Here is a 14599-nt window from a genome sequence, read left to right as displayed (position 1 = left end):
TTCGTCCTCGCGACTGGTGACTGACCGGAATGTGGGGATGGCGCCCGGCCGGTCGCGATGACCGCGCCGGGATCGGCGACTGCTTGATATCGGGCCTACGCCCAGCGCAAGGCGACTCCACCCCACGTCGCGCCGCCGCCGAAAGCCACGATAAGGAGCAGGGAGTCCCGCTGGAGCCGACTGGCCCGTACAGCGTCATCCAGTGTGATCGGCACGGAAGCGGCACCGGTGTTGCCGTACTTGCCGACGGTGAGATGCAACATTCCCGAGGCGAGCCCCAGGTTCTCAGCCAGGTCGGCCAGCATCACGCCGTTCGCCTGATGAGACACGATGAGATCAACGTCGGGCAGCGTTATACCCACAGTCGTGCACAGTTCCGTCACGACTGCTGCCAACTTCTCGGTTGCCAGGCGACGAACCTCCCGGCCGTTCATCATGAAGTAGTGCTGATGTTTCTCGATGCTGAGATGGCTCGGAGGTATTCGACTGCCTCCGCCTGGGATCTGGATCAAGTCCTTGTTGCGCCCGTCCGAGTACAGGGTGCTCGCCAACAGGCCTTGTCCGTCAGGTACCTTGCCGAGGACGACCGCGCCAGCACCGTCTCCGAAAAGAGTCGAGGTGCGGTAGTCGGTGTAGTCAAGAATGCGCGAATAGGTGTCGGCGCCAATAACCAAGGCGGTGGAGTAATCCGGGTCCGCGGCAAGTAGGGAGTCGGCGCACTTCAGCGCGTAGATGAAGCCGGTGCAGACCGCTTGAATATCGAAGGCGAACGCTCGAGTGGCGCCGATGGATGCTTGAACGTGGCATGCGGTGGCGGGCATGGGCTGGTCGGGTGTGGATGTGGCAAGCACGATCAGATCGATGTCCCGGGCCTGCATGCCTGCCGCGGCGAGCGCCTGTCGTGCGGCGTGGGCAGCCAGATCCGAGGTGGCCTCGTGCGGTGCTGCCACACGGCGTTCGCGGATGCCGGTCTTCTCGAAGATCTTGCCACGGTCGAGACCGAGGCGATCTTCCATTTCTTCACTCGTCAAAATTTTTTCTGGGACGTATGACCCGGTTCCCAGAATGGCTGTGTTCACGATTAATCCTTTCAGGGGTCGAGGCTACAGCAGTTCGGCGATATACTCACTGAATTCTGCGATTGTGGGATGCTCCCGGATTGCGGCGAGCGAGATGGAGACCTTGAATATTTGCTGGATTCGTCCGCGGAATTCCACGGCGCGTAGGGAGTTCAGACCGAGTTCCGAAAAGGCGGCACTAGGGCTCAGTCGACGCGCTCGCAAGCTGAGGATCTCACGCAAGATTTCAATGATCATCTTTCTGATGATCTTGAGGCGTTCATCTCTGGTAGCCTGTGAAATCTCGGCGCTGATGTCGGCGTCCGTCCCAGTGTCCGGACGTTGCTCGGTCGGCTCTGTATGCGCTGACCGGGCCGAGTCGGTCGGGGGCGCCAGGTTCCTGAGTAGCTTGATCAGATAGGTGCGTCTGTCCCACGTCGTAGGCGGCACGTCCGCGATGGCTCCATCGCCGTGCCACCGCCGCCAATTCATGTCGAGCCCGGCGCAATGAAGCGCTGCGATGCTCGTTCGTAGGGCTGTGGCCTGATCGTGCCTGTTATCGGTAGTCGGTACAACCGTGGCCTCCGGCGCCCCGGCCGCCTGGAGGGTCAGAATAAGCGGGTGGATTGCCACCGGATGTGGAGAGATCTCCTGGAAAAGCTGGTGTCCGTCGTTGACGATGGCGGTCGTGGCATCCACCGCCCGAACCGGGCAGCGCATGTTCTCACCCCAGTAGGCAGCATCGAATGTGGGTGTCTGCCGCGGATCAGGCAGAACCGTGGTATAGAAACGGATCGTCGGCTGCCTAGGCCGTATATCGCTGAGCTCAGCGGTCAACGCGTCGGCGACTGGATGGATCAGGGGACAGTGCGAGGCGACATCGACATTGATCATATGCGCGGGAACGTCGCGGGATGTCCAGCTTTCGACCAGGCGTTCGACTTCGACTCGAGTACCGCCGATCACGGTGGACCGGGGTGCGGCGAAGAACGCGACAGCCACGTCGGGAAGATGGTCGATCTCTGCCTGGACCGTGGCCGCATCCAGTTCGACGACCGCCATCGCCGCAACGCGGGCTTCGGCGATGGGAACGCACAGCCGAGACCGACGGCAGATGACGCGGATGCCGTCTTCCACGGTCAACGCCTCCGCGATCACGGCGGCGGCGATTTCACCCATGGAGTGTCCTACTACGGCGGCGGGGTGGATGCCGTGGGATTGCAGGGTGCGCGCCAGAGCGACCTGTACCACGAAAATCAAGGGCTGTACCTGGTCGATTCGGGTCACCTCGTCACCGGCCCGCAGCACCTCCTCCGGCGAGAAACCCGACTCGGCGCGAATCAGGGGGTCGAGCGCCGCGATCGTGTCGGCAAACACGGGTTCGGTGGCGAACAGGTCTCGCCCCATACCGGGCCACTGCGAGCCGTGGCCGCTGAACACCCACACCGGTCCCGTTGCGTGCTCGGCGTGGACATAATCGTTGACCATGCCTTCAGGACGGGGGTGTGTCCCGTCGGCATATGCGCGTAGGCGGTTGACGAGATCGTCCCGGGAGCGAGCGACGACCGCCAGTCTCTCGGGGCCGTGCGAGCGGCGTACCGCGAGCGTGTGCGCGATATCTTTCAAGGGTGTCGTCGCGCCGGAGCGGATGAGCCAGTCGGCGAGCCTGATCGCGGAATGCTGCAGCGCAGTTTCTGATCCTTCCGACAGCAGGAACGTGAGAACGGAATCGTCGCTGCTGCTGGACGACCTCGGCGCGACCGGGGAGCTGGAATCCGGCGGTTCCTCCACGATGGCATGCGCGTTGGTCCCGCCCACACCGTAGGAGGACACGGCCGCGAGGCGCGGACCACCGGTGACTGGCCATGGTGTCGTTACGGTCGGAACGAACAACCTGGTGCCGGACGGGTTGATAGCGGGGTTCCACCGTCGGAAATGCAGGGACGCCGGGACCTCACCGTGGTACACCGCCAATATGGCTTTGAGTAGCCCCACCATGCCCGCGGCGGGTTCGGCGTGGCCGAAGTTCGTCTTAGCCGAACCCAATGCACACCGGCCTCGTCCCCGTCCGTAGACGGCGGCCAGCGAACGGAACTCGATCGGGTCGCCAACGATGGTTCCGGTGCCGTGCGCTTCGATCATTCCAATTTCTTCCGGGTCGACATCGGCAATACTCAGGGCGGTACGGAACACCTCTTCCTGAGCTTGCTCGGAAGGAACGGTGAACGGGGACGTCTTCCCGTCATGATTGACCGCCACCCCCCGTAGCACGGCGAGCACGCGGTCCTGGTCACGCATCGCGTCGTCGAGACGTTTAAGTACGAGGACCACGCAGCCCTCGGCCCGAACGTAGCCGTCCGCTCGTTCGTCAAAGCTGAAGCATCGCCCGGTGGGAGATAGCACTCCCAACTCGTTATAGGCCAGGAACGTTCGGGGGCTGAGTAGCAGGTTGACCGCGCCAGTGATCGCGAGGTCACACTCGTCCTGCCGAAGGCTGTTACATGCCAGGTACACGGTGGCCAACCCTGTCGAACACGACGTGTCCACGGTCATGCTGGGACCGCGCAAACCGAAGACGTGCGATATCCGACCGGATGCCGGTCCGGCCTGGTTACCGGGCACAAAGTAGGGGCCCCCGCCGCTCGGGAGCTGATGTGCGTGGAGCATATGGTCCAAGTTGGACATGCCGACGAACACAGCAGTGCTGCTCCCTACCAGGTCATCGGTTGGCAATCCAGCGTGCTCGAACCCCTCCTGCACGACCTCCAGCAACAGCCGATGTTGAGGATCGATCAACTCTGCCTCGGTCGGGTCGATACCGAAGGCCTCTGGATCGAAGGCGCCGACGTCCTCCGACAAAAACCCGCCACGCCACAGCACGTTCCGATCGGTCTCTGCCTGCGATGCTTCCCGCGACGCCTCACTCCATCGCTCTGATGGCACATCGGTGACCGCATCACGACCGTCGCGGAGGAAATCCCACAGCGACGCCGCGGAACCAACGCCGCCAGGAAGGCGGCACCCGATCCCAATCACCGCAACCGCGCTGGAGGTGTTTCCCCCAGCATCCCGCGTCCGTTCACCCGAACCCTTACTCGGATCCGCGCGGATGGTCTGATCCGCCTTCTTGACCGGAGCGTCGTTGGCGGAGTCGTCGGTTGTAGTGACCGTGATGTCACTGTTGGTCAGCTGTTCGACCAGGACGGGCCGGATCGGGTCCGCAAGATCCGGGGAGACCCGGGGCAGTCGATCGTCGCTCTTCCTCTGCTTCGACACGAGGACGCTCCTCAGCGACTCAGTTGAGATGATGAAGGAAGAGTACCCCAATCCGGTCGCTTATCAACCACTTGGTTAATATATATTCCACTTTGGTGTGGTTGTCGGCGGGGCGGACACGCCGGGCCTCGACCGGGCCCACGCAGGAGGAGGTGCCTGGTGTCCCGGTCCGGAGATCTGCGCTCTGATGAGATCTGTGATGAGGCCCCGTCAGATGATCCACAGCCGCCAGCGAAGTCGCGGCCCGTGACTACCCGTGAGGTTGTACGCCTCCAGACTCTCCATGAGGAGGCGGGGGTGAGGTGGAGGCGCTCCGCTCGCGCTCGCCAACATGTCGCTGCGGCTCACACGTACGTTCCTGGGGGCTCCTGCTGCTGTCCTTAACCCACGCGACGATCTGGGCCCGTGAGGTGAAACCGAGCTTGCCGAGAATGCGCTCGACGTGACCTTCCGCCGTGCGCTGGGCGATCACCAGGTAGCTCGCGATCTCCTTGTTGCTCAGACCGCGGGCGACGAGGTCCGCCACCTGACGCTCCCGAGGGGTCAGGGGCACCTCCGGCTCGCCGGCGGGAACGACGGGGTGGGCGACGGGAGTCCCGGTGCCCTGGGTAGCCGCGGCGACGGCCTCGTCCAGGTCGAGTTCCGCGCCCTGCGCTAGGGCGCGTTCGAGCTTCCGTTGATCCAGGACGCGTCGCAGGGACGCCTCGCATCGGTGGTGGAACGAGGCGAGCCCGAAGACGGCGATCGACGCCCCGGTCTCACGCCAGATCCGCCCGGCCGCGCCGAGCAGGACCGCGGACTCGTGGTGCCGACCGGCCGAGGCCATGACCCACGCCTGCTGCTCCAGCGCGACGGCGATGCCGACATGGTCGTGGAACGCGTATTTGAGGGAGATGGCCGCGGCATGGTGCTCCATCGCCTGCTCCAACTCGCCTAGCTGCCAGGCCGCCAGACCGAGGCCGCACAGAGCGAACGAGCGGAAGCAGCATTCGCCGAAGCGCTCGGTCAACGCCACGCATTCCGCGAAGACGGTCGCCGCCGCGTCCTGTTCCTCGCGGATTCCGTGGGCCAGCCCGAGATAGAGCAGTGATTGGGCGAGACCGAGCGGCTCGTCGAGGTCAGTGAACCGGCGGCGGGCGTCCTGACTGCGCTCCACCGCCGCCGACGTGTCCCCGCTGATGGCGGCGAGCCTGCCCTCGACGCAGGCGATGCGTGCGAGCACCCGCTGCTCGTGCAGCCTGGCGGCCAGATCGCGAGCCTCGGCCAGCAGCGACGCCGCCGCGGTGATGTCGCCCTGGAGGGACGCGGCGTGGGCGGCCGATTGCAGACCGATGGCCCGGATCCCGTCCGGCTCCGTGGCCTTGCTCAGCCCCCGATCAAACCAGAAGCGCGCCTCGCTGAGTAGCCCGATGGCGGCCCAGTATTGCCACAAGGCCACCATGATGGACAGAGCGGTCTCCGCCAGGCCCGGTGTGGTGAGGCAGAGGTCCAGCGCAACCCGTAGGTTCGCTTGCTCGTTCCGGATCCGCCGGATCCAGTCCAGTTGGGCCGGGCTGCACCACTGAGCGTCGGCGAGGGCCGCCATCCGGCGGTAGTAGGCGAGATGCCGACGGCGCACGTCCTGTTCCCGACCGGACTCGCGCAGGCGGTCCTGGCCGTACTGGTGAATGGTGTCCAGCATCCGGAACCGGACCATCCCCTCGTCGTCGTCACGGACCAGAATCGACTTGTCAACCAGCCCGCTCAGCACGTCCAGCACGACTGCCGGCGGGTACCTGGCGCCCTCCACCTGCTCAGCCGCCTCCAAGGTGAACCCGTCGGCGAACACCGACAGGCACGCCCACATCTGCTGCTCCTCGGGATTGCACAGGCCGAAGCTCCAGTCGATCAGCGCGCGCAGGGTCTGCTGGCGGCGGGGTCCGGCCCTGTTGCCTCGCGTCAACAGGGCGTAGCGGTTGTCGAGCCGATCGAGGATCTGCTCCAGGGACAGCGTCCGGAGCCGAGCAGCCGCCAGTTCGATCGCCAGCGGGATGCCATCCAGGCGATGGCACAGCGACGCGACGGTCCGCCAGTTGCCCTCGTCGAGGCTGAATTCCCCCAGTACCGCCGCCGCGCGCTCCGCCAGCAGGCTCACCGCCTCGTACTGGATGAGCCCGCCAGCCAACGCGGACTGGTCCGCGCCCGGGGCCGGCACCGGGGGTACTCTCAGCGGGGGCACCTTCAGCACCCGTTCCCCCGCCACCCCGAGCAGGTGGCGGCTGGTTGCGATGACCCGCAGGTCCGGGCCCGCGCGCAGCAGGGTGTTGACGAGCCGGGCACACGTGTCCACGAGGTGCTCGCAGTTGTCGAGCACGAGCAGGATCCTGCGCGGAGCAAGGTGCGCGGCGAGCGTCGCCGCGGTCCATCGCCCGGAGAGGAACTGCAGGTCCATCGCCTCGGCGACCGCGTCGACGACCAGTGACGGGTCGTCGAGGTCGGCCAACTCGGCGATCCAGACACCGTCGGGGAACGCGCGCTGCCGGTCCGCCGCGAGCCGAAGGGCGAGGCGGGTCTTCCCGACCCCCCCGGGCCCGGTCAGCGTGAGCAACCGGGCGCCGGCCAGCAACCGCAATGCCTCTGCCAGCTCCTGTCTGCGACCGACGAAGCTGGTTAGTTCCGCCGGCAGGTTCGACCTTCCACGTCCGGACACACACAACACCGTCCCGCTACCTGTGGGGGGACACAACTTGGTCGGATAAGTGGACAACTGGGACGGACAGGTGGACAACTGGGACAGACAGGTGGGCAGGCGAGCGGACAGGTAGTGAGACAGGTAGTTCTCCCGTCCCCGCACACCGGTCCGTCGCTCAGGCTGCACCCATGCCGAGGACGCAGACTGCACTGCCAGCAGCCTTGGGATGCCGGGGACCGGAGCCGACCGGCTGGAGCGGGTGTAGGCAGCCAGGGCAATGGCACATCCACAGGCCAATCAATTGTAATAGTCGGGTGTTGTACATCCGTGTTCCATGCAATGAGATGACGCCAGAGTTGGGGGAGACCCTGCGAAGCAGGGCAGTTAGGAAGATCGTTAACGTGGCGGCCGGATCTGGTTGCGGAGCTAGCCAACAAAGTCCCTTGGTATCGTCGACACCAGTCCTGTGCGCTTATGACGAAGTAAATTTATGCGAGACTAAGCACGCGAGACCAGATGCGAAAATCCAGCCGGTGGGCGAGGCCGACCGCGTTTCCCGGAAACTTCGACAAAGATCTGATTTGATGACCAACGAGAAAGCGCATTCACCGAAGGGCTTGCCGGTGATTCGGCAGACGACCTCCGAAACTGATGTCGTGGTAGTCGGTGCCGGCATCATAGGCCTGGCGAACGCCCTTCAGCTTGCCAAACGAGGCCTGCGAGTAACGCTGATCGACAACCTTCGCGACAAGAAACACAGCTACAAGGTTGGAGAGTCGTTCCTAGTCTTCACAAGTGCTTTTCTCCGCACTGTGGGCGAGCTGGATGAGTTCATCACCGAGGAATCATTCGCGAAACTCGGTGTATGGTTCTCCCACGGCACGGAGAACAGATCAGACTTCCACGACGCCACCGAGTGGGCCATCAACGCCGACCCGCATCCGCCGCATTATCTCTACGATCTTGCGCCCGACAAGAAGTGGTTCCGCTGCATGTTCCTCGACATGCAGATCGTCCGTCCCGAAGCGGAGGATTCGATGTGTGCGGCCGTCCGACGGCGTGCTGGAATCACTTTCGTCGACACCGCCCGAGTGAGCGACATACAGATCTCCCCGGGAGCGGACTGGCACCAGGTGGAATGGCTGGACGGCACAACCGGGCACAGCAACATCATCCGAACGCGCTGGGTCGTCGACTGTTCTGGACGCAACCGGTTGTTGGCCCGCGGCCGCGGACATGCCGCGGAGCGGCGGGAACTGACTGACGGATTTCAGACGACAGCGGTCTGGGGCCAGTTCGAGGGCGTGACCGACGGCCTGTTCGGTGACGAGTGGACGCATACCTTCCCTAACGGCCGCGATACGCAACGCGACCTGTACACCGTACATTTGTGGGGGGCCGGTTACTGGATCTGGGTCATCCGGCTCTCGAAGGAACGGATCAGCGTCGGCGCGACTTTCGACCAGCGGTCGGCGCCACCCGGCCGAACTCCGCAGGAGCAGTTCTGGAATCTCATCCGGCGGCACCCCGTCCTCGACAAGGTGATCGCACCGGAGTCACTCCTTGAGTTCCGGACCTACCGGAACGTCCAGCACTGGACCGACACGTTCGTCAGCCCGCAGCGCTATGCAATGGTAGGCGACGCGGGCAGCATCATCGACGCCTACTACAGCCAGGGAATCGCGCTGGCGTTGGTGACCAGTTGGCATCTCGCCAACATTGTCCAGGACGACGTCCGCTCCGGGAACCTGGACCGGGCGTATATCGAGCGGGTGAACCGAGCCACTCGCCAGGACTGGCACATGCTGCGCGCGATGGTCCGCGAAAAGTACACTGCCGCGATCGCGGATCCTCGCTTCTTCGTGTTGTCCCACGTGCTTGATATGATGGTGTTCTGGTCGGTGGGCAGCACCCGTTCAGCGCTCACCCGATGGCTCGTCGACACCGAGGGCGACACCACTCGGGAGACCCCGAAGAACCGCCGCGTCCGGCGGCGTCTGCAATCCACGCTATTCTACTCCCGGGCCCCGCTGTGGCGGTGGTTGCCGCCGGAAACCGTGCATTGGATACAGAGCCGGCTACAGGCCAACCTCGCGGCCCGCGCACGGTGGCGGCTGGATCACGGTGTCAAGCTACCAACGGTCCGTAGTGTCCAGAACGTCACCGCGCCGCTGCCTAAGCTGTGGTGGCTGGCGATCGGCGGGGACCGCGGACGAGATATTTCAGCTCATGACCTGGTGGAACCCGCGGAACTACGACCAGAGGGCACCGCGACCTGGTTGGACCGGTTGCCCGTGCCGGCCAACACCCGATTGCGATGGGTGATCCGGCTGCGGCCGTACGCCCTGCTCGCCGGATTCTCCGCTGCCTATCTGTGGGACGGGGCGGACACGGCGATCCGACGCCTGCGCCTGCTTGTACGCCGCCCCAGCGACAGCGCGACGGCCAGCGAACTCGCTAACCACGAGGCCTTGCTAAGGAAGAATGAATGAAAGCCGTTACCACTGGGCGACCGATCGCTTATCTACATTTGGACTCGCCGCACGCGGAGTACCCACAGATCGTTACCGCCCTGGCTGATTACGGTGTCACGGCAGTCGCGGTCCATCTCGACAACGTGCACACCGTCGACTGGACAGCGTTCGACGGCGTGAACCTACGAATGTGCCGCGGCTTCCACGAGCGGCCCGACTTTCTTGACAGGATCCGGAGACTGTATCTGGAGCTGGACGGGAAGATTCCAATTCTGAACTCGATGCGGGTGGCCGTCGGGACGCTCGACAAACGTCGGTACCTGTCAGAGCTCGAACAGGACGGCATCGCGGTGATCCCGACCCGGTGGGTTTCCCGGGGCGAGGACGTGACGATTGACACGCTCATGACCCAGACCGGATGGGACCATGTCGTCATCAAGCCAACCGTCTCGGCCGGCTCCTGGCGCACCTTCCGGGTCTCACGGAGCGGGCCGAGCACCTCAGCAACGCACTTCGTCCGGCACGGCCACGAAGCAACGTCGGCGACGGGCGTGGCACCACGCCGCGACACGGAACCCGAGACACTGCTCCGTGACTTGGTGTCCACCCATCACGTCTGTGTCCAGCCCTTTCTTTCATCGATCCTGGCTCACGGTGAACTCTCCTTCGTCTTCCTAGGCGGAAAGTTGAGCCACGCGGTCCGCAAAAGAGTCGCCCGGGACGGCGGCTGGTGGGCACACGAACGGTTCGGTGGCCGGAATGAAGTGATCCAGCCGACACCAGCCGAGCGTGAGTGGGCGTACTGTGTATATGAAGCACTAGAGAACCGATACGGACCGTTGATCTTCGGCCGGGTTGACGGCTTGCGGGACGAACACCGTGTGCTGCGGCTACTGGAATGTGAGCTCGTCATCCCCCGTCTGCTCCTGACCGAGGGCAACGCCTACGACACGTACGCAAAGACCATCGCGCGGGCGGTTGGCGGCTGACCCGATGACCTACCGAGAAACGCTCGCCGGCCCCGGGGAGTAACGGTTACGCACGCAGCGCATCGGATCTACCGGCGGTTTACCTCATCCTGCCACTCTCGCTCGTGCTCGGCGTCACCGTCGGTTTAGACGTCCGCCTGACCTTCCCAGGAGTAGTGATGGTCAACGCATCCGGTCCGGTAGCCGCGCTGTCGCCCCATGCGCTTCTCGTTTTCCTGCTCCAGATCGCTGTCCTGCTCGGGCTAGCTTATCTCCTCGGGCGGGCGGCAACGCGGCTGGGAATGCCGGCAGTGGTGGGTGAACTCCTCACCGGCGTGATCCTCGGGCCATCTCTGCTTGGCGCGCTCGCGCCTGGCTTCGCCGGCTGGCTGTTGCCCGCACGGGCCGACCAGTTCCATCTCCTCGACGCCGTCGGCCAGCTCGGCGTGATTCTGCTGGTCGGATTCATCGGCATAGAGATGGACATCCAGATGGTGCGGCGCCGGGGTCTGGCCGCCGCCCGGGTCGGCCTCGCCGGGCTGCTGGTTCCGGTGGGCCTCGGCGTCTCGGCGGGTCTACTGCTGCCTGACTCTCTCGTCGCGGACGGCGCCCATCGGCTGGTGTTCGCGGTGTTCCTCGGCGTAGCGCTCGGGGTCAGCGCGATCCCGGTAGCCGCGAAGATCCTCATCGACATGAACCTGTTGGACCGCAACGTCGGCCAGCTCACCCTGGCCGCGGCCGCAGTCGACGACGTGGCCGGGTGGTTCGCACTCTCCATAGTGTCGGCGATGGCGACCACGGGCGTGCGTGGCAGTGACATCGCCGTGCCGGTGGTCAGCGTGCTCGGCACCGTGCTGGCCGCCCTGGTGGTCGGTCCTCCGACGGTCCGACGGGCACTTCGATACGCCAGCACGGCGCGCGACGGCGGTGGCCACATCGTGGTCGTCACCGTACTGATCCTGGCCGCGGCGGCGGCCACGGAGGCACTGAAGCTTGAGGCGATCTTCGGCGCGTTCATCGCCGGCGTCGTCATCGGGTCCAGCCGGGGTTTCGCTCCCGACCGGGTCGCGCCGCTGCGGACGGTGGTGCTCACCGTGCTGGCGCCGATCTTCTTCGCCACCGCCGGGCTACGGGTCGATCTCGGCAAGCTCACCGACCTGTCGGTCCTCGCCGCCGGCCTGGTGGTCCTGCTGCTTGCCGTCGCGGGCAAGTTCGCCGGCGCCTACCTCGGAGCCCGGGCCAGCCGGCTTGGCCACTGGGAGGCCCTCGCGCTCGGCGCCGGGCTGAACGCCCGCGGGGTCATCGGTCTGGTCGTCGCCGGAGTGGGGCTGCGCCTCGGCGTGTTGAACACGGCGGCCTACACGGTGGTGGTCCTCGTGGCACTCATCACCACCATGATAACTCCGCCGATCCTGCACCTCACGATGCGACGGGTGGAGCACACCGCGGACGAGACACTACGGCGACTGGACCCCCCGGCGACACCGAAAGCGCACATTCCGGTGCCCGACGCTAGCGCCGGTATGGACGTCAAATAACCGCATCCTGCAAAAGGCTGTTTCGTAACTCGATCGGGTGTGGTGTAGGTGGGGTCGGGGTGTGCTCGACCCGCGCGACCCGACCGGCTCACTCCCGCTCGTCAGCCCGTCGGGAAGACCACGGACAGGCCAACGACTGCGTGGCAGATGAAGGATTTTGACCCTTCGGAGTCGCCCTGCCCCTACCAGCCCAGGAGTGCGAATCCCCTGGGCCACCCGACCCAAGAAGCTGTTTTGGAATTACCCTGGTCCCATATCCCGACCCGATAAAGCGGGCTGTCGACCGGTTGGCACGCCGAGCGCCGGAGTCCGATCCTCTGGCGCCCAGCATGCGTCCGAGGTTAGAGCAAGATCTAAAATAGGTTCTTAGAATTTTCCTCCGGGAGGGGTTGGGACCGCTGTCTGGGCTATGACCGCAACGTGGCTGGTGGCCCCGGCTGGCGCCGGCCGGGGTGTCGCACTTTGCGGACTCTCGATACTGGCCCGTGGTACGGGTACGGCGCCGCCGTTGTCCTGCTTGGAGTTCTGGCCGCAACCGCTGAGGAACAGAGTCGATGGGATGACGAGGGCGCCAAGCACCGTCACCATGGCTCGACGGCCACGGTGCCTCGGCGTCCGGGGCCATCGGGATTGGAAGGAATGTATGGTGTCCATAATGATTCAGTAGTCTACTGCCCTATGCGCAACTTTTCCACCTACCCGAGAGGCCGGGTTTTCCACCCGTCCGCGAGGTCAAAAAGATCCTGAAGCGTCCTTCCGGTGATCACATCAGTACCTTCGGCGGGTAAACCAGCCCGCCTCTTCCGAACCTTGCTGGTGCCATTGATGATCAGGTGTGAGCTCAATGGAAGTACTTTAAGAGCGTGTCTCACGCGGCGGTTCCCGGTAGATAAACGATCATGGATGTGATGGAGAGCGGCTTGCTCTACGTCCGGTCCCGGACGAGTTGTGGAAGCTGGTTGAACCGTTGCCACTCCGGTTCGAGGCAGGTCCGCAGGGCGTTGAACACCCCCGGCTGCTCGGCGAGGATCGGGCGGCCAGCGTCTGCTCGCCGACGTGGGAGCCGTCGATCGCGGCCCCGAGCGTCGCTCGCGACGCGTAGGTGGTCATGAGCGCGGCGCGCACAAGTAGGTGGGGCGGGTCGTCGGCGGTGCCCGACGGGCCGAACGCGGCCCGGCTCGCCGTCGTGTCCAGGCAGCGGGTCTGGGTGCCATCGTCCCGCACGCCGGCGGGTCACATACCGTTATCAACCTCCATTCTCAAACCCCTTCTGACCGACAATCTCAAACACCTTCTCAGATCTCTGCGAATTCGCGAACGGCCTGGATGAACTGGTTGAACTGGCTACGGTGCACGTCGTGTGATGCGTTGTGCAACTCGACGGTGGTGCAGCAGGCGGGCAGGATGCGGCGTGCGTGCGCCCATTCCTCGTCGGACCACAGTCCGCCCCGCAGCGGGTTGGCGCGGATGAGAAGGGTCCGAACAGTGAGCTGACCTAGGAGCGGGAGTAGCGAGCCCGTACAGGATCCATCGCGCACCAGGCTCTCGACGATGGCAGGGTCGGCGTACCGGAAACCCTCCAGCAGACTGTCCACATCATCGGGGTGCCAGCTGGGATGAACCATGGCGAGGATTTCCCGCAGTTCTATTTCGGGCAGTGCGATGGCCTTGATCAGATCGTTGATCTGTTCGCGCTGCAGCTTTGGTGACATCATCACCGGGGGGTCTTCAAGAACAAGACTCGACACCGTCGGGGGAAGCTGCTCCGACTCGGCACCGGTCGCGGTGACCAGGGCCACGGCGGCTCCCCACGAGTGGCCGACCAGCATCGGCTCCTCGACCCCCAGGGCGGTCAGGAAGGACACCACATCATCAGCGGCCTTGCGTAGGCCGTACGACCCGATGGGTGCTCGAACACTGGCACCATGTCCTCGCAGATCGAGCGCGAACACCTGGTACCTATCCCCCAGCGCGGGGCCGACACGAGACCAGCTTGCAGCCGATCCCGCGTTGGCATGCAGCAACACGACCCGCATTCGTTCATCTCGATCTTCACTCCAGACCCGATAGCTGAATCGGCCGGCAGGCAGATCAATGAATCGTGCGTGCCAGCCAAAATTGGCACGGCCAGCGTGTGCGCCCGTCATGGCAGGCTCTTTTCTTCGTCAGCGGTGGCCGCTATGGTGCTACGGTCGCACCAGCTGGCGATTCCGCGGGCCGGATCCGCTCCCACGTCAGGTACGGAAGCCGGATGCCAGAGCCGTCCCACTTCGCCGGACAACACAGCGTCAACACATTCTCTCTCAACGCGAAATTGCGAACCTGGTTCCCTCCAATCCATTCGGGAACAGACGCCACCTGCACATGATGGATGACTTGATCATCCTCTAGGCAATAGGTTCCGCAGTATCCGATGTAGGGATGGTTCATGGCGATCGATTCGGCGTCGACCTGCGAGCTATTCATGAATTCGGAGACGGATGCGCTTGAGGTGCGACGCTGAGGGTCGCGCAGGTGTGCGGACATGTGGCCGTCGGCCGCGTAGATCACTAGACCGCTCGGTTGGGTGCCCATGGGCATGCTGAGAATTATTCCATTGCGGTCAGTAACGATG

The 14599-nt window shown here is 64.5% G+C and carries 8 protein-coding genes; 3 read left to right on the top strand and 5 right to left on the bottom strand.

Annotated features, from left to right (window positions below; translation table 11 throughout):
- Nucleotides 1-95 precede the first annotated feature (95 nt).
- From BMG523DRAFT_RS14925 to BMG523DRAFT_RS14915, 3 genes are all read right to left on the bottom strand, one after another.
- The gene (locus tag BMG523DRAFT_RS14925) at nucleotides 96-1079 is read right to left on the bottom strand and encodes a 3-oxoacyl-ACP synthase III family protein (protein ID WP_023841298.1); all 984 of its coding nucleotides are present in this window, start codon (nucleotides 1077-1079) and stop codon (nucleotides 96-98) included.
- A 24-nt stretch (nucleotides 1080-1103) separates the two neighbouring features.
- Nucleotides 1104-4334 (bottom strand): type I polyketide synthase, encoded by a 3231-nt coding sequence (locus tag BMG523DRAFT_RS14920; RefSeq protein WP_011435442.1) that lies wholly within the window; start codon nucleotides 4332-4334, stop codon nucleotides 1104-1106.
- Nucleotides 4335-4584: 250 nt separating this feature from the next.
- Complete coding sequence (locus tag BMG523DRAFT_RS14915; protein ID WP_023841296.1) at nucleotides 4585-7167, bottom strand: LuxR C-terminal-related transcriptional regulator; 2583 nt, start codon at nucleotides 7165-7167, stop codon at nucleotides 4585-4587.
- 281 nt (nucleotides 7168-7448) lie between these two features.
- On the opposite strand from BMG523DRAFT_RS14915, the gene BMG523DRAFT_RS14910 reads away from it, so the two are divergent.
- The 3 genes from BMG523DRAFT_RS14910 to BMG523DRAFT_RS14900 all read left to right on the top strand — a co-directional run bounded on the left by BMG523DRAFT_RS14910 (nucleotide 7449) and on the right by BMG523DRAFT_RS14900 (nucleotide 11985).
- Nucleotides 7449-9497 (top strand): NAD(P)/FAD-dependent oxidoreductase, encoded by a 2049-nt coding sequence (locus tag BMG523DRAFT_RS14910; protein ID WP_200923113.1) that lies wholly within the window; start codon nucleotides 7449-7451, stop codon nucleotides 9495-9497.
- Nucleotides 9494-10468, top strand: coding sequence for a RimK family alpha-L-glutamate ligase (locus tag BMG523DRAFT_RS14905; protein ID WP_011435445.1), 975 nt, complete (start codon nucleotides 9494-9496; stop codon nucleotides 10466-10468). Before BMG523DRAFT_RS14910 ends, BMG523DRAFT_RS14905 begins: the two co-directional genes overlap by 4 nt.
- A gap of 158 nt (nucleotides 10469-10626) precedes the next feature.
- A complete protein-coding gene (locus BMG523DRAFT_RS14900; protein WP_011435446.1) occupies nucleotides 10627-11985 on the top strand; it encodes a cation:proton antiporter in 1359 nt (452 codons plus the stop codon).
- 1295 nt (nucleotides 11986-13280) lie between these two features.
- Here the strand turns inward: BMG523DRAFT_RS14900 and BMG523DRAFT_RS14895 are convergent.
- Together BMG523DRAFT_RS14895 and BMG523DRAFT_RS23235 are read right to left on the bottom strand one after the other, a co-directional pair.
- Nucleotides 13281-14132: an alpha/beta fold hydrolase gene (locus BMG523DRAFT_RS14895; RefSeq protein ID WP_082456737.1), complete on the bottom strand. Its 852-nt coding sequence runs from the start codon at nucleotides 14130-14132 to the stop codon at nucleotides 13281-13283.
- 31 nt (nucleotides 14133-14163) lie between these two features.
- A partial coding sequence (locus tag BMG523DRAFT_RS23235) for a lipocalin-like domain-containing protein (protein WP_235463161.1) occupies nucleotides 14164-14599 on the bottom strand: 436 nt, incomplete at its 5' end.

The organism is Frankia sp. BMG5.23 (assembly GCF_000685765.2).
GTDB classification, from domain to species: domain Bacteria; phylum Actinomycetota; class Actinomycetes; order Frankiales; family Frankiaceae; genus Frankia; species Frankia casuarinae.
This window is presented reverse-complemented; position numbering and strand designations above follow the sequence as displayed.

Bases quoted from the DNA above. Each gene is read 5' to 3' on its own strand.
- BMG523DRAFT_RS14905 (WP_011435445.1), top strand. From the start codon at position 9,494: ATGAAAGCCGTTACCACTGGGCGACCGATCGCTTATCTACATTTGGAC.
- BMG523DRAFT_RS14900 (WP_011435446.1), top strand. From the start codon at position 10,627: ATGGTCAACGCATCCGGTCCGGTAGCCGCGCTGTCGCCCCATGCGCTT.
- BMG523DRAFT_RS14895 (WP_082456737.1), bottom strand. From the start codon at position 14,132: ATGACGGGCGCACACGCTGGCCGTGCCAATTTTGGCTGGCACGCACGA.